At 71.6% G+C, this 14,364-nt stretch carries 12 protein-coding genes; 4 read left to right on the plus strand and 8 right to left on the minus strand.

The window, feature by feature from the left end; translation table 11 throughout:
• On the minus strand, window positions 1-1,112 hold a 1,112-nt coding region (locus WMI84_RS12050; RefSeq protein WP_347353457.1), incomplete at its 3' end, for an MFS transporter.
• A gap of 175 nt (window positions 1,113-1,287) precedes the next feature.
• Complete coding sequence (locus WMI84_RS12055; protein WP_347353459.1) at window positions 1,288-2,370, minus strand: hypothetical protein; 1,083 nt, start codon at window positions 2,368-2,370, stop codon at window positions 1,288-1,290.
• A 94-nt stretch (window positions 2,371-2,464) separates the two neighbouring features.
• On the opposite strand from WMI84_RS12055, the gene WMI84_RS12060 reads away from it, so the two are divergent.
• Window positions 2,465-3,202 (plus strand): TetR family transcriptional regulator, encoded by a 738-nt coding sequence (locus WMI84_RS12060; RefSeq protein ID WP_347353461.1) that lies wholly within the window; start codon window positions 2,465-2,467, stop codon window positions 3,200-3,202.
• Here WMI84_RS12060 and WMI84_RS12065 read toward each other — a convergent pair.
• Together WMI84_RS12065 and WMI84_RS12070 are read right to left on the minus strand one after the other, a co-directional pair.
• Complete coding sequence (locus tag WMI84_RS12065) at window positions 3,162-4,409, minus strand: Nramp family divalent metal transporter (RefSeq protein ID WP_347353463.1); 1,248 nt, start codon at window positions 4,407-4,409, stop codon at window positions 3,162-3,164. The genes WMI84_RS12060 and WMI84_RS12065 overlap by 41 nt on opposite strands.
• Before the next feature lie 131 nt (window positions 4,410-4,540).
• Window positions 4,541-5,155, minus strand: a complete 615-nt coding sequence (locus WMI84_RS12070) for a TetR family transcriptional regulator (RefSeq protein ID WP_347353465.1) — start codon at window positions 5,153-5,155, stop codon at window positions 4,541-4,543.
• A gap of 74 nt (window positions 5,156-5,229) precedes the next feature.
• Here WMI84_RS12070 and WMI84_RS12075 point away from each other — a divergent pair, with 74 nt between their 5' ends.
• Window positions 5,230-7,368 carry an MDR family MFS transporter gene (locus tag WMI84_RS12075; protein ID WP_347353467.1) on the plus strand — a complete coding sequence of 713 codons (2,139 nt, stop codon included), beginning with the start codon at window positions 5,230-5,232 and terminating at the stop codon, window positions 7,366-7,368.
• A gap of 66 nt (window positions 7,369-7,434) precedes the next feature.
• On the opposite strand, the gene WMI84_RS12080 is transcribed toward WMI84_RS12075, so the two are convergent.
• The 4 genes from WMI84_RS12080 to hisC all read right to left on the minus strand — a co-directional run bounded on the left by WMI84_RS12080 (window position 7,435) and on the right by hisC (window position 12,428).
• On the minus strand, window positions 7,435-8,865 hold the full coding sequence (locus WMI84_RS12080; RefSeq protein WP_347353469.1) for a dihydrolipoamide acetyltransferase family protein: 1,431 nt from the start codon (window positions 8,863-8,865) through the stop codon (window positions 7,435-7,437).
• A 42-nt stretch (window positions 8,866-8,907) separates the two neighbouring features.
• Window positions 8,908-9,918 carry an alpha-ketoacid dehydrogenase subunit beta gene (locus WMI84_RS12085; protein WP_347353471.1) on the minus strand — a complete coding sequence of 337 codons (1,011 nt, stop codon included), beginning with the start codon at window positions 9,916-9,918 and terminating at the stop codon, window positions 8,908-8,910.
• A 1-nt stretch (window position 9,919) separates the two neighbouring features.
• On the minus strand, window positions 9,920-11,008 hold the full coding sequence (pdhA, locus tag WMI84_RS12090; protein ID WP_347353478.1) for a pyruvate dehydrogenase (acetyl-transferring) E1 component subunit alpha: 1,089 nt from the start codon (window positions 11,006-11,008) through the stop codon (window positions 9,920-9,922).
• A 325-nt stretch (window positions 11,009-11,333) separates the two neighbouring features.
• The gene (gene hisC, locus WMI84_RS12095) at window positions 11,334-12,428 is read right to left on the minus strand and encodes a histidinol-phosphate transaminase (RefSeq protein ID WP_347353473.1); all 1,095 of its coding nucleotides are present in this window, start codon (window positions 12,426-12,428) and stop codon (window positions 11,334-11,336) included.
• A gap of 198 nt (window positions 12,429-12,626) precedes the next feature.
• Between hisC and WMI84_RS12100 the strand changes: the two genes are divergently transcribed.
• Both WMI84_RS12100 and WMI84_RS12105 read left to right on the plus strand, forming a co-directional pair.
• The gene (locus WMI84_RS12100; protein WP_347353475.1) at window positions 12,627-13,697 is read left to right on the plus strand and encodes an ATP-dependent 6-phosphofructokinase; all 1,071 of its coding nucleotides are present in this window, start codon (window positions 12,627-12,629) and stop codon (window positions 13,695-13,697) included.
• 3 nt (window positions 13,698-13,700) lie between these two features.
• Window positions 13,701-14,081: a phage holin family protein gene (locus tag WMI84_RS12105; protein ID WP_347353477.1), complete on the plus strand. Its 381-nt coding sequence runs from the start codon at window positions 13,701-13,703 to the stop codon at window positions 14,079-14,081.
• Window positions 14,082-14,364 lie beyond the last annotated feature (283 nt).

Here is a 14,364-nt window from a genome sequence, read left to right on the forward strand (position 1 = left end):
ACGGCGTAGCCGGCATGGGCATCGACGCGGTCCACGACGGCCCCGGAGGCGGCCGACCCGAGGGCGATCCCGACGATCAGGCCGGTGAGCACGATCGTCATGCCCTCGTTGATCTGGGCCTTTGGCACAAGACGTTCGATCAGGTTCATCGTCGTGATCAGGGTCGGGGCGGTGGCCAGCCCCGCGACGAACATCAGCGGGGCCAGCAGCGGGAGGGAGGTGACCACGAGGACCGGGGCCTCGAGCAGGAACATCCCGAACGTGCCCACCACGAGCAGCTTGACGAGGTTGCGACCGTGCGACCGCGCCCCGAAGACGACCCCGGACAGGGCCGAGCCGAGGGCGTAGAGCGCGAGGATCGGGCCGGCGGCGTTCTTGTGGCCGAGCGCGTCGGAGACGGCGATCGTGACGACCTCGTTGGTGCCGAACATGACCCCGGTCATGGTCATGATGAAGGCGAGCGGGACGATCCCCGGCTGGTGGAACGCGAACCCGCGCGGGCGCTCGTGGTGGGGCACGACGGGCGGCTCGGTCGAGCGAGCCGAGACGAAGATGGTCACGCCGAGGCCGTAGCACACCGCCGCGAAGACGAAGCCGGCCTCGGGGAAGAACGCGGTCGCCAGCCAGACCGCGAGCACTGGGCCGACGACGAAGGTGACCTCCTCCATGACCTGTTCGAAGGACATCGCGGTGTGCAGGCTGCGCGGGTCGTGCCGGAAGATGTGCGACCACCTGGCCCGGGCCATCGTGCCCAGGTTGGGGATGGCGCCCAGGAGCGGGTAGGTGACGAAGAACAGCCAGCTGGGCCAGTCGTTCAGCGACACCAGGATCGTCATCAGGGCCCAGAAGCCGCTCCAGAGGAAGAACGGGATGGACACCCGGCGCTGTCCGTAGCGGTCGACCAGCCGGCCGAGGACCGGCGCGAAGATGGCCAGCGCGGTCATCCCGGCGGCCATGACCGCCCCGGCCAGCTCGTAGGAGTCGCGGCGGGCGGCGATCATCGCCACGGTCGCCACCCCGAACATCGCCCCGGCCGACCGGGCGATCATGCCACCGGCGATGAAGACCCGTGCCCCGGGCACCCGGAACAGCGGCCGGTAGTGGGACAGCACGGACGGGACTCCTCGGGACTTCTCGGACCGGAACCGACCCATCCTCGCACCCGTCCGTCCGGCCCGGCACCCGGGTCTCAGGCGCGGCTCGCCCTCCGGCCGGGCCGGCACGCGTCGGGGCGCCACGCCGCGGCACCGAGCCCCCGGCGTGCAGTCGCGACGTCGGGGGTGGCGGTCAGTGCGGTGCCGGAGCCGCGGTCCCGGCCGGAGCGGACGGCGAGTGCTCGCTTCCCGCCGGGCTGGTCCCGCCCGCGGGTATGCCGCTCGGCTCGGCTCCGGCTCGTACCCCGCGCCGCGCCGCCCCGACCGCGACGAGGACGAGGCCGAGGGCAAGCCAGCCCAGCAGCACGAGCAGCGACGCGACCGCCCCGGCGCCGTCGAAGTAGAAGAAGCTGCGCAGCACCTGACCCGAGGCTCCCGGCGGGAGCAGGGCACCGAGCATGCTCCACCCGTGCGGCACGAGCTCTGGAGCGGTCTGGGCACCGGAGAGCGGGTTGCCGAGCAGCAGGAACACCGCCGCGCCCAGCCCGAGGGCAGGCATCCCACCGAGGGAGAGCAGGCCGAGCAGCGGGGCCGACATGGCGGCCAGGGACAGCGCGATCCCCACGGCCGGCAGGGCCCAGGTGTCGACCACGCCGTACCAGAGCAGCAGTGCGCCGAGGGTCGCGCCGACCAGGCCGGCCGAGCAGAGCACCCCGAACAGCCGGGCCCACGGACGGCGTGCGACGCGCGTCAGGAGGATGACCGGCGCCACGGACCCGATGAACAGCGGGATCATCGCGATCCCCACGCCGATCCCGTGGGGGTCACCGGTGGGCAGTGACACCACCTCACGCACCGGGACGGGCCGACCGGCCTGCTGGCCCAGGCCGGCCGCCATCGCGGACAGGCCCTGGGCGAGCGTCGGACTGCCCGGCGGGGCAGTCAGGACGACCGGGCCGCCTGCGGTGACGACGATCCCGCCGTAGACCTGGCGGTCGCGGATCGCCTCGACGAGCGCGGCCTCGTCGGCATACCTGACCGGGTCGAACGCCCCGGGCGCCTGCTGTGCGAGTCCGGCCGTCAGCCGGCTCACGGCTGCGGACGGCCCGGCTACCCCGATCGGGACGTCGCGGGGCGAGCTGTGCAGGGCGGGCAACGCGAAGGCCGTCATGACCAGGCCGATCAGGACCGCCAGCCCGAGCAGGACTCCGACCATCTGGCGACGCGCCGGTCGGGGCCGGGCCGACCCGACTGCGTGTGCACCGGCGGGGGACATGGGGACCACTTCCTTTCAACAGTTGTTGAATCACTACGGTAGCCCGATCCGGAACACGTTTCAACAACCGTTGAAGAACATCTATACTGGGCCCATGCCTCCCGCGCGCCCCGCTGCCAACACCGGGCGACGGGCGCACCAGCGGGCCGGGCGGGCGGACGCCAAACAGGAGATCCAGGAGGCCGCCCGGACGCTGTTCGCCAGCCGCGGCTTCACGGGCACGACGATGCGGGCCGTGGCCCGGGCCGCAGGCGTCGACGTCGCGCTGATCCCCTACTACTTCGGCAACAAGGAGGGCCTCTTCGCGGCAACGCTCGACTTCCCGCTCGACCCGCGGGCCAAGCTCGACGAGGTCTTCGGCGCCGGGCTCGACGGGATCGGCGAGCGGGTGATCCGCACCGTCCACGGCCTGATCCAGGACGAGCAGACCGGCCCCGCGCTCATCGCCATCATCCGCTCGGCCGTGGCCGACGAGTCGGCGAACAGCGCCGTACGCGACTTCATCCTCAACGTCATCCTCGAGGGCTACGCCCGCCACATCCCCGGGCCGGACGCCCACCGTCGCGCCGCGCTCGCGGCGTCACAGGTGGTGGGCCTGGCCATCGGCCGTTACGTCCTCTGCCTCCCGCCGCTCGCGGAGATGACCCTCGACGAGGTCGTCGAGTACGTCGGCCCGACCCTGCAGCGCTACCTCGCAGAAGAGCCACCGAGGGCCGCGCCCACCCCACCGGCACTCCGCGCCGAGGGGACCGCGCCGCCCGAGCAGGAGGGCGAACGGCATACCGGAGCCGTCAGCCGCTCACAACGAGGAAGGCGCACAGCCCGACGATGACCGCGGTGATGACGGTGGCCACGACGGTCGTCAGCGGCCGGTTCGTCAGCGCCCCCATGACCCGTCGGTCCGAGGTGAACAGCAGCAGCGGGATCAGCGTGCCCGGCAGCGCGAAGCTGAGCGCCACCTGGCTCCACACCAGCGCCTCGGTCGGGTTCATGCCGATCCCGAGCACGAACAGGCAGGGCACGACTGCGATCAGCCGGCGCACGAGGGCCGGGACGGGGCGGCGGCCGAAGCCCTGCATGACCACATCACCGGTCTGGACGCCGACAAGGGTCGCGGCCAGGCCGGAGGCGAGCAGCGCCACGCCGAGCATCGTCGCAGCCAGCTGCCCGGACTGCCCCAGGAGCGCCCCGTAGGCGGCCTCGATGCTCTCCGCGGCACTCGGGGGCAGCGCCGCAGCGAATACGACGAGGCTGATGTTGGCGGCCCCGGCGATCGTCATCGCGATGACGATGCTGCGAACCGTGCGGCGCCCGGCCAGGGCCCGCCGCCCACCGGTACCCGCCGACGTGCCGTCGTTGACGACGCGGGACGCGGCCGAGTGGAAGTGCAGCGCGTGCGGCATGACCGTGGCCCCGACGATCCCGACGGCCAGCAGCGCCGCCGACGGGTCCAGCGGCCCCGGCAGCACCGATCGGAGCAACGCGACCCGGTCGATGTCGACGACCGCGAGCTGCCAGATCAGGGTCCCCACGATGACCAGCAGCAGCCCGAGGACGATCGGCTCGAAGTGGGTCCGCCCGTGCACCCTCAGGGCGAGCACGACGAGGCTGAAGAGCGAGACGAGCACCGCGCCGGCCAGGACCGGCACACCGAAGAGCAGCTTGAGACCCAGCGCGCCGCCGACGATCTCGGCGAGGTCGGTCATGATCACGACGATCTCGGCCTGCAGCCAGAGCAGGATGCGCCCGATTCCCGGGTACCGCTCGGCCGAGTGCTCGGCCAGACTGCGACCGGTCGCCAGGCCCAGCTTGGCGGCCAGGTGCTGGATGACCATCGCGCTGCAGCTGGCGAAGACGACGACCCAGACGAGGGTGTAGCCGTGCCCGGCCCCGGCGGCGATGTTGACCCCGAAGTTCCCCGGGTCGACGTAGGCGACGGCGGCGAGCAGCGCCGGCACCAGCGTGCGGGCGCCCGGACCCGACCACGCCGCCTCCCGGACCCGGGAGCGCGGCGTCCGGCTGCTGCGCTGCTCTCTCACCTGCTCAGGATGGGCGTTTCGGGTGACGAATGCCACAGCTGCTCAGCCACCGGGCAGCGCTGGGCCGACCCGGCGACGGCAGCGGGCGCTCCGCGCCGCGACGGTGAGCGGCATACCCGCTGCGTAATGGCTCAGGGAAGCGGCAGGGGGCCCAGACCCCTCTCGAGCATCGCGACCGCCTCGGTGGCCAGGTCCTCGATGGTGCCGGCCCCGCCGGACTGGCGGTACTCGATGCACGCCCGGACGGCCCCGATGGCGGCGTTGACCGCCACGCGGGGGGCCAGCGCCGTGCCCGGCTCGATGCCGAGCCGCGCCTCGAGCGCCTCGGTGAGCACGGTCTCGAGCCGGATGTTGTTGCGCACCAAGGCAGGCGCGAGCGTGGGCTCCCCGACGAGCACCCGACGTCGCTGCGCGCGCAGCTCGGCGTCGAGGGTCGCCGGTGAGAAGTAGGTGATGACCAGGCGACGGATCACCTCGAGGGCCGGCTCGTCGGCCGGTGCGTCGAGCAGCGCCGCACGCAGCTCCGCGAAGTCCTCGCTGCGGCGGCCGAGCACCGCGCCGTCCTTGGAGGGGTAGTAGTTGAAGAACGTGCGCGGGCTGACGCCGGCGCGGTCGGCGATCTGCTCCGTGGTGACCGCGTCGAACCCGCGCTCCTCGACGAGGTCGAGCGCGGCCCGGTGGATCGCCAGCAGCGTCTCGCGCTTCTTGCGCTCGCGCAGCCCGCACTCGGCACCGCTCGTCGTCATACCCTGACGATAGGTCCCCAATGCAGCAACTGCAAATTTGCAGTGTCTGCATCTTTATCCGTATCCTGACCACCATGCCCGACCCGACCTCGACAGCCGCCACCCGGACGGCCGGCCCGTCCACCCCGCAGACGGGTCTCGACCCCAAGGCACGACAGATCTTCATCGCCCTGATGCTGGGCATGCTGGTCGCCTCGATCAGCCAGACGATCGTGGGGCCGGCGATGCCCCGGATCGTCGCCGAGCTCGGCGGGATGGACCACTACTCGTGGCTCGCGACGGCGGCGATGCTCGTCAGCGCGATCACCGTCCCGATCGTCGGCAAGCTGTCCGACCTCTACGGCCGACGCAGCTTCTACCTCGGCGGGATCGTCGTGTTCATGCTCGGCTCGGTGCTGTCCGGCGTCGCGCAGGACTTCTGGTGGCTGATCGCCGCCCGCGCCGTGCAGGGGATCGGGATGGGCACGCTGATGCCGCTGTCCCAGACGATCATCGGCGACATCATCCCGCCCCGGCAGCGCGGCAAGTACCAGGGCCTGATGGGCGGCATCTTCGGGCTCTCGTCGATCCTCGGCCCGCTCGTGGGCGGCTACATCACCGACAACTGGGGCTGGCGCTGGCTGTTCTACGTGACCCTGCCCGTCGGCGTCGTCGCGTTCTTCCAGATCGCCAAGTTCCTGCACCTGCCGCACGAGGAGAAGGACGTCGTCATCGACCGGGCCGGGATCGCCCTGCTGTCGGTCGCGCTGATCCTGCTGCTCGTACCCACCTCGCTCGCCGGCACGACGTGGGCGTGGGACTCGGGCCCGGTCCTCACCATGTATGCCGCCGGGCTCGTCGCGCTCGTCGCCTTCGTACTCGTCGAGCGCCGGGCCGTCGAGCCGGTCCTGCCGCTGCGGCTGTTCCGCAGCTCGATCTTCAGCTTCTCGAACATCGCCAGCTTCATGGTCGCGGTCATGATGTTCGGCGCGATGATCTACATCCCCGTGCACGCCCAGGGCGTCATCGGCGTCTCCGCGACGAACTCCGGCCTGATCCTCATGCCGATGTCGGTGGCGATGATCGGGCTGTCGATCGTCTCCGGCCTGGTCATCACGAAGATCGGGCGCTACAAGCTGCAGACGCTCGCCGGGATCGTCATCATGGGGGTCGGCTTCTGGCTGCTGACCCGGCTGGACTACCGGGCCACCGCCGGCGAGCTGACCGTGGCCATGGTCGTGTTCGGTGTCGGGCTCGGCATGGCCCTGCAGGTCTACACGCTCGTCGTGCAGAACGCCGCGCAGCGTCGCGACCTCGGGGTCGCGACGGCCTCCACCCAGTTCTTCCGCAACGTCGGCTCGACCGTCGGCATCGCGGTCTTCGGCACCATCATGAGCAGCGGGCTCGCCGCCAACATCGCCGGGCACCTGCCGCCCGGGGCCGCCGAGGCGATGCAGCGCTCCGGCCAGCAGGTAAGTGCCGGCTCGGTCCTGGACCCGGCCGTGATGCAGCACCTCCCGCCGGCCGTCGCGGTCGCGGTCCGGCAGGGGCTCGCCGACTCGCTGCACTCGGTGTTCCTCTGGGGCTTCCTGCCCTGCGTCCTCGCGTTCGTCGCGACGCTGTTCGTCAAGGAGATCCCGCTGCGCGACACGATCCACTCGGCCGACGAGGCCGGTCGCGAGCTGCTCGAGACGCTGAACCAGCGGGCACCTTACGCCGACGAGCTGGTGGTCCCGCTGGGCCGCAGCTCGGCCACCACGCGCACCCACGAGCGCCTCCTCGGGCTGCGGCTGGCCCTGCTCGCCGACACCGCGCTGCAGGCGGACCGGCCGCTGCTCACCCGTGGGGTGACCCAGGTCGGCGACGGGGACCTCGGCCGGGGCGTCGAGCTGCTGCGGCTGACCGCCAAGATGCTGACGACCGACGACCTCGCGGTCGCCGCGGACCGCGAGCCGTATGCCGCCGAGGTGGCCGCGAAGGCCAGGCAGCCCGGCGGCGCGCTCGACCAGGAGCTCAAGCGCGAACTGGCGCTGGCCGTGGCCGAGCGCGACGCGCGCACGGTCATGACGACGATCGAGCCGACCGTGGCGCAGCGCCACGAGGCGGTCGACATCGAGGCCCTCAAGGCGCTCGGCGACGACCTGTCGGCGGCCTACCTCGTGGACCGCTACCGGGTCCGGGAGGCGGGTCTCGCCGGACGCCGCGGCGATCCCGAGCCGGAGCCGGTGGCCTGACCCCGGTCACGACCCAGCCACGACGGCCCGGGAGCGCCCTCCGAGGGTCGGCGCTCCCGGCACGGCTCACCCCCAGACGAGCGCCCGGCTCGGATCCTCCATGACCCGCGCGACGTCGGCCAGGAACTTCGACCCGAGCTCGCCGTCGACGAGCCGGTGGTCGAACGAGAGCGCCAGCGTCGTGACGTGCCGGATGGCGATCTCGTCCCTCCCGTCGGCGCCCGTGACAACCCACGGCTGCTTGCGGATCGTGCCGAACGCGAGGATCGCCGACTCGCCCGGGTTGATGATCGGGGTGCCGCTGTCGACGCCGAAGACGCCGACGTTGGTGATCGTGATCGTGCCCTGGCTCATCTCCGCGGGCTGCGTGCGACCCTCGCGGGCCGTGGCGGTCAGCTGACCGATGGCCTGCGCGAGCTGCAGCATCGTCATGCCGTGCGCGTCCTTGATGTTCGGCACGATCAGCCCGCGTGGGGTGGCCGCGGCGATCCCGAGGTTGACGTAGTTCTTCTGGACGATCTCCTGGGCCGGCTCGTCCCACACCGCGTTGACGCCGGGGTTGCGCCGGATGGCCAGGATCATCGCCTTGGCGAGCACCAGCAGGGGCGTCACCTTGACGTCGCGGAACTCCCGGTCGCGCTTGAGCCGCTCGACCAGCTCCATCGTGCGGGTCACATCGACGGTGACCCACTCGGTGACGTGCGGGGCCGTGAATGCCGACCCGACCATGGCCTGCGCGGTCACCTTGCGCACTCCCTTGATCGGGGTGCGCACCTCCCGCTCGCCGGAGCCGAACGGCGTGACGTATGCCGCCGGGCCGGTTGCCGCGGCCGCGCCCGCCTCCGCCGCGGCGGCGCCGCCACCGCTGGCGTAGGCCTGCACGTCCTCGCGAGTGATGGTCCCGTCGGCACCGGACCCGGCGACCTCCCACAGGTCGACGCCGAGGTCCTTGGCCAGCTTGCGTACCGGCGGCTTGGCCAGCGGCCGGCCCTCGCGGGCGACCGGTGCGGGCGCGACGGGCGCCGGTGGCGGGGGTGGTGGCGGCGGAGTCACCGGGGCCACCGGAGCGGGAGCCGGCGCGGGCGCCGGGGCCGCGGTGGGCGGCATACCACCGCCGGCTGCGGCGCCCTTGCGTGCGCGACGCGTGGTCGCCCCCGCCTTGGGCCCGTACCCGACGAGGTTCGCCTCCTGTTTCTCCGATCCCTCCTCGTTGACGCCTTGCGCCGGCGTCGCGGCCGGTGCGGTGGCATCGCCCTTGCCGTCGTCGATCCGGATGATGGGGGTGCCGACGTCGACGGTCTGGCCGACCTCGACGAGCAGCTCGGTGACGGTGCCGGCCCACGGGATCGGCAGCTCGACGAGGGACTTGGCCGTCTCGATCTCGAGGACCATGTCGTTGACCTTGACGCTGTCACCGACAGCGACCCGCCACTCGACAATCTCTGCCTCGACGAGACCCTCACCGGGGTCGGGCAGGTTGAACGTCTGAATCGCCATGTCAGAAGCCTCTGTCTGTCTTCTCGGTTGCGTGCCGGTTGCTCAGTAGGCGAGGGCGCGGTCCACGCCGTCGAGGATGCGGTCGAGGTCGGGGAGGAAGTCGTCCTCCATCCGGCTGGGCGGATACGGGATGTTGGCCCCGCCCACCCGGACGACCGGCGCCTCCAGGTGGTAGAAGCACCGCTCGGTCACCTGGGCGGAGATCTCGGCACCCATCGCGAGGAAGGTGCTCGCCTCGTGGACCACGACGAGGCGCCCGGTCTTGCGTACCGAGGCCGTGATCGTGTCGATCGGCAGGGGCGAGAGCGAGCGCACGTCGATGACCTCGATGCTCGTGCCCTCCTGCTCGGCGGCAGCCGCGGACTCGATCATGGTCTTGACGACGGGGCCGTAGCCCACCAGTGTCACGTCGGAGCCCTCGCGCACGACGGCAGCCTCGAACAGTCCGCGGGGTGCCTGCGTCGCCGTCGTGTCGTACTCGGCGCGTTCGTGGTAGCGCCGCTTGGGCTCGCAGAAGATGACCGGGTCGTCGCACTCGATCGACTGCTGGATCATCCAGTAGGCGTCCTCGGGGTTCGAGCACGACACGACCCGCAGGCCCGCGGTGTGGGCGAAGTATGCCTCCGGGCTCTCCGAGTGGTGCTCGGGGCTGCCGATCCCCCCGCCGAACGGCAGCCTGATGACGATCGGCATCTTGATGCTGCCGAGCGAGCGGGCATGCATCTTGGCGACCTGGCAGACGATCTGGTCGAAGGCCGGGTAGACGAAGCCGTCGAACTGGATCTCGCACACCGGGCGGTAGCCACGCATGGCCATGCCCACCGCAGTCCCGACGATGCCGGACTCGGCGAGCGGGGAGTCGATGACCCGATCCTCGCCGAAGTCCTTCTGCAGGTGCTCGGTGATGCGGAACACGCCCCCGAGCTTGCCGATGTCCTCGCCGATGAGCACGACCTTGGGGTCACGCTCCATGGCCCGGCGCAGGCCGTTGGTGATGCTGCGTCCGAGTCCGACCTTCTCGAGGTGCGGTGCGGCCTGCGTGGAACTCGTCATTTCAGCGCGCCCCCTCGAAGCTCGCCTGGTACTCGAGGAAAGCTGCCCGTTCGGCCTGCATCACTGGGTCGTCCTCCGCGTAGGTGTGGTCCCACATCGTCTCGCTGGCCGGCGTCTCCAGGGCGAGGCACCCCGCGCGCAGCTCGTGGGCGAACTGGTCCGCCTCGTCGTCGACGGCGTGGAAGTACGACTCGTCGGCCATCCCCTCGTGGCCGAGGTAGGTCTTGAGCCGCAGGATCGGGTCACGCAGCTTCCACTGCTCGACCTCGGCGGAGACCCGGTACTTCGTCGGGTCGTCGGACGTGGTGTGGGCGCCCATCCGGTAGGTGAACGCCTCGATGAGCAGCGGGCCGTTGCCGTTGCGAGCCTCGTCCAGGCAGTGCCGGGTGACGGCGTAGGTCGCAAGGATGTCGTTGCCGTCGACGCGGATGCCGGGGAAGCCGAAGCCGCGGGCCCGCTGGTAGAGCGGGATGCGGGTCTGCTTCGAGACCGGCTCGGAGATGGCCCACTGGTTGTTCTGGCAGAAGAACACCACCGGAGCGTCGAAGCTCGCGGCATAGACGAACGACTCGTTGACGTCGCCCTGTGCGGTGGCGCCGTCGCCGAAGTAGCAGATGACGGCCATGTCGCGGTCGGGGTCGCCGGTGCCCACGTGGCCGTCCATCTTCACGGCCATCGCGTAGCCGGTCGCGTGCAGCGTGTGGGCACCGATGACGATCGTGTAGAGGTGGAAGTTGTGCTCCTTGGGGTCCCAGCCGCCGTGGCTCACCCCGCGGAAGAGCTGCAGCGAGCTCTGCGGGTCCATGCCGCGCACGAAGCCGACCCCGTGCTCGCGGAAGGTGGGGAAGCAGAAGTCGTGGGGCTTGAGCGCCCGGCCGGACCCGACCTGGGCCGCCTCCTGTCCGAGCAGGCTCGGCCACAGCCCGAGCTCGCCCTGCCGCTGGAGCGCGTAGCCCTCGGCGTCCAGGCGTCGGATCAGGACGAGGTCGCGGTAGAAGCCGCGCAGGTCGGCGGCCGTCAGGTCGGCGACGTACGAGTCGTAGTCGGGATGTGACACGCGCTGCCCCTCGGGGGTCAGCATCTGGATCATGTCCGGGCCACCTTCGGTGGCTGGGCGGTTCTGGACGACGAAGTTGTCGGTCACGTGGGGCTCCTCCGCCGGCCTGCGGGGCCGGCTGTCTGCTCGGACCACCGGTGGGGATCGGCCCGACGGTGGGTGGTGCACATGGGGCTGACGAGGGTGACGGCGGCCACATGCGTGGTGCTGGTTCGCAACTTACCGGAGCCCCCCGGAAATCTCACACTGTGGGACCGCAGATGACGCGGTATGCCGCTCAGCCCCGTGGTGCCGCGACGTTGCCTTCCGACCGGCGCCCGGTGAACCGGGTGCGAGGGATGCTGTCGGGTCGGTGGGCTCAGCGGGCGCCGAAGGCCTCGGCGACCTCGAGGAACCGGGAGTTGGCCTCGAGCTCCCCGATGGTGACGCGCACGCCGTCGTCGCCGTACTGACGCACCATCAGGCCCGCGGCCTCGCACGCCCGGGAGAAGGCGGCCCCGTCGGGCCCGAGCGGCAGCCAGACGAAGTTGGCGTCGGTGCGCGGCAACCGCCAGCCCTGGTCGGCCAGGCCCTGCACCACCCGGTCGCGTTCGGCGACGATGGACTCGACCCGCTCGGTCAGCTCGTCGACCGCGTCGAGCGAGGCGATCGCGGCGGCCTGGGCGAGGGAGTTGACCCCGAACGGCGTGGCCGTCTTGCGGATCGCGGCCGCGAGCGGAGGGTGCGCGACGGCGAACCCCACCCGCAGGCCAGCCAGGCCGTAGGCCTTGGAGAAGGTCCGCAGGACGACGACGTTCGGGTGCCGGCGCCATACCTGCATGCCGTGCGCCGCGTCGGGGTCCCGGACGAACTCGGTGTAGGCCTCGTCCACGACGACCACGACCTCGCGCGGCACCGCGGCGAGAAAGCGCTCGAGCTCGTCCGCGTGCACGACGGGCCCGGTCGGGTTGTTCGGCGAGCAGACGAGCACGACCCGGGTCCGGTCGGTGACGGCGGCGGCCATCGCGTCGAGCCGGTGACGGGCGTCGGCGTCGAGGCCGACCGTCACCGGCGCCGCGCCCGCGAGCTGTGTGACGATCGGATACGCCTCGAAGGAGCGCCACGCGAAGACGACCTCGTCGCCCGCGTCGCAGGTGGCCTGGATGACGTGACCCAGCACCGCGACCGAGCCGGTCCCCGTGGCGATGCAGTCGGCGGGCACGTCGAGGGCCTGCGCGAGGCGCTGACGCAACGCCACCACCGCCATGTCGGGGTAGCGGTTGAGTGTCGCCGCGGCCTCCTCGACGGCCTTGAGCACGGACGGGAGCGGACCGTACGGGTTCTCGTTGGACGACAGCTTGTAGGCCGTCATCCCGGGGGGCGCCGCCGCGGGCCGGCCCGGCTTGTAGTCCGGCAGTCGGTCCAGGGCCGCACGCAGGTGGACGGTGCTCGGGGTCACGGCGGGCTCGCTCATCCCGCCACAATAGACACCCGCGGGCCCGGCGAGCGGTGGCGCCGATGGGCGGCAGGCGGGCCGGCCGCCCGTAGGTACCTCGCGCGGTGCGCCTGCGACAGACCCACTTGTGGCTAGGCTCGCGGTGTCGCCGCCCGTGCCGTCCGGACACGCTCGCCCCGACACCCGCTCCACGCACCACTCACGAAGGACGAGCCCATGCGCATCGGGATCCTCACCGGAGGCGGGGACTGCCCCGGCCTCAACGCCGTCATCCGAGGTGCCGTCCGCGCCGCCGAGGTCACCTACGACAGCACGGTCATCGGCTTCCGCAACGCCTGGCGCGGAGTCATGGACGACGACTACGAGCCGCTCGACGTCGAGGTGTGCCGCGGCATCCTGCCGCGCGGCGGCACCATCCTAGGGACCTCACGGGACCAGCCGTACGCCCGCGAGGACGGGCTGGAGCGCGTCCGCAAGTCGTATGCCCGGCACGGGCTCGACGCGATCATCGCGGTCGGCGGCGAGGGGTCGATGGGGGTCGTCAACGAGCTGCACCAGAGCGGCTTCCCGGTCGTCGGGGTCCCCAAGACGATCGACAACGACATCCAGCTGACCGAGATGACGTTCGGCTTCCAGACGGCCGTCCAGATCTGCACCGACGCGATCGACCGGCTGCACACCACGGCCGAGTCGCACCACCGCGTCCTCGTGGTCGAGGTGATGGGCCGGCACGTCGGGCACATCGCCGTCTGGTCGGGCATCGCCGGCGGGGCGGCGATGACGCTGACCCCCGAGGAGCCCTTCGACATCGAGGAGGTCTGCGAGCGCATCGTCGGGCGGCACCGCAAGGGCCGGTACGCGACGATCCTCGTCGTGGCCGAGGGAGCCCTGCCCAAGCCCGGCACGTTCGAGATCCCCGAGCCCGAGATCGACAGCTACGGCCACAAGATCCTCGGCGGCATCGCGCACATCCTCGAGCGGGAGATCCACGGCCGCACCGGCATCGAGACCCGCACGACGGTCCTGGGCCACATCCAGCGCGGCGGTTCGCCGGTCGCCTTCGACCGGATGCTCGGCACCCGGTTCGGGGTGGCCGCGGTCGAGACGGCCCTCGACAGCGGGTGGGGTGAGATGGTGGCGCTGCAGAACGGGCAGATCACCCGGGTGCCGGTCAAGGACGCGATCGGCTCGCTGAAGACGGTCGAGCCGGACCTGCTGCGCCTGAACACCATGTTCCAGCCGCGTCTGCCGGGGGACGACCACCCCGGGCTGCCCGTGGGAGGCTGATGCATGGCCGACTTCGCGATCAAGACGGTGATCAACGGCATCGCGCTGTGGGTCGCGGCCTGGCTCGTCCCCGACATCACCTTCGGGTCGAGCCCCGACACGTGGGTCGTGGTGCGGACGGTGGTCATCGTGGCCCTCATCTTCGGGCTGATCAACGCGTTCGTCCGGCCGGTCGCGCAGTTCCTCTCGCTGCCCTTCATCATCCTGACGCTCGGGCTGTTCGTCTTCGTCGTCAACGCGCTGATGCTGCAGCTGACCTCGTGGGTGGCCGGGCAGCTGGGCGTGGCCTTCCACGTCGAGCACTTCTGGTGGGACGCCGTCCTGGGCTCGCTCGTGATCACCTTCGTGTCGATGCTGCTGGGCTCGTTCAACCCGAAGGACTGACCCACTCGGTCCGGCCACCCCACCGTGCAGCGGTCTACCGCTCACGGTGCAGCGGTCTACCGCTCACTGTGCGGCGGTGCGCCGCGCACCGGGCGACCCACGCACCGGGCGGCGTTTTGCCCCGCACCGGGCGGCGTTTTGCCCCGCACCGGACGACGCAGCCCACTCGGCGGCCTTGTGCCGCGCACCGGGGTGCCGCACGGCGCGGCGGCCCGAGCGCGTGCTGCGTGCGTCCCCGCGCGCGCCGAGCCGGCCCGAGCCGTGCTGCATGCGTCCCCGCGCG

The sequence above is a fragment of the Intrasporangium sp. genome, assembly GCF_039812505.1.
Taxonomy (GTDB): Bacteria; Actinomycetota; Actinomycetes; order Actinomycetales; family Dermatophilaceae; genus Intrasporangium_A.

Excerpts from the sequence above, each read along its gene's own strand:
- WMI84_RS12055 (WP_347353459.1), bottom strand. The coding sequence starts at position 2,370 with ATGTCCCCCGCCGGTGCACACGCAGTCGGGTCGGCCCGGCCCCGACCG.
- WMI84_RS12060 (WP_347353461.1), top strand. The coding sequence starts at position 2,465 with ATGCCTCCCGCGCGCCCCGCTGCCAACACCGGGCGACGGGCGCACCAG.
- WMI84_RS12070 (WP_347353465.1), bottom strand. The coding sequence starts at position 5,155 with ATGACGACGAGCGGTGCCGAGTGCGGGCTGCGCGAGCGCAAGAAGCGC.
- WMI84_RS12075 (WP_347353467.1), top strand. The coding sequence starts at position 5,230 with ATGCCCGACCCGACCTCGACAGCCGCCACCCGGACGGCCGGCCCGTCC.
- WMI84_RS12080 (WP_347353469.1), bottom strand. The coding sequence starts at position 8,865 with ATGGCGATTCAGACGTTCAACCTGCCCGACCCCGGTGAGGGTCTCGTC.
- WMI84_RS12085 (WP_347353471.1), bottom strand. The coding sequence starts at position 9,918 with ATGACGAGTTCCACGCAGGCCGCACCGCACCTCGAGAAGGTCGGACTC.
- pdhA (WP_347353478.1), bottom strand. The coding sequence starts at position 11,008 with ATGATCCAGATGCTGACCCCCGAGGGGCAGCGCGTGTCACATCCCGAC.
- hisC (WP_347353473.1), bottom strand. The coding sequence starts at position 12,428 with ATGAGCGAGCCCGCCGTGACCCCGAGCACCGTCCACCTGCGTGCGGCC.
- WMI84_RS12100 (WP_347353475.1), top strand. The coding sequence starts at position 12,627 with ATGCGCATCGGGATCCTCACCGGAGGCGGGGACTGCCCCGGCCTCAAC.
- WMI84_RS12105 (WP_347353477.1), top strand. The coding sequence starts at position 13,701 with ATGGCCGACTTCGCGATCAAGACGGTGATCAACGGCATCGCGCTGTGG.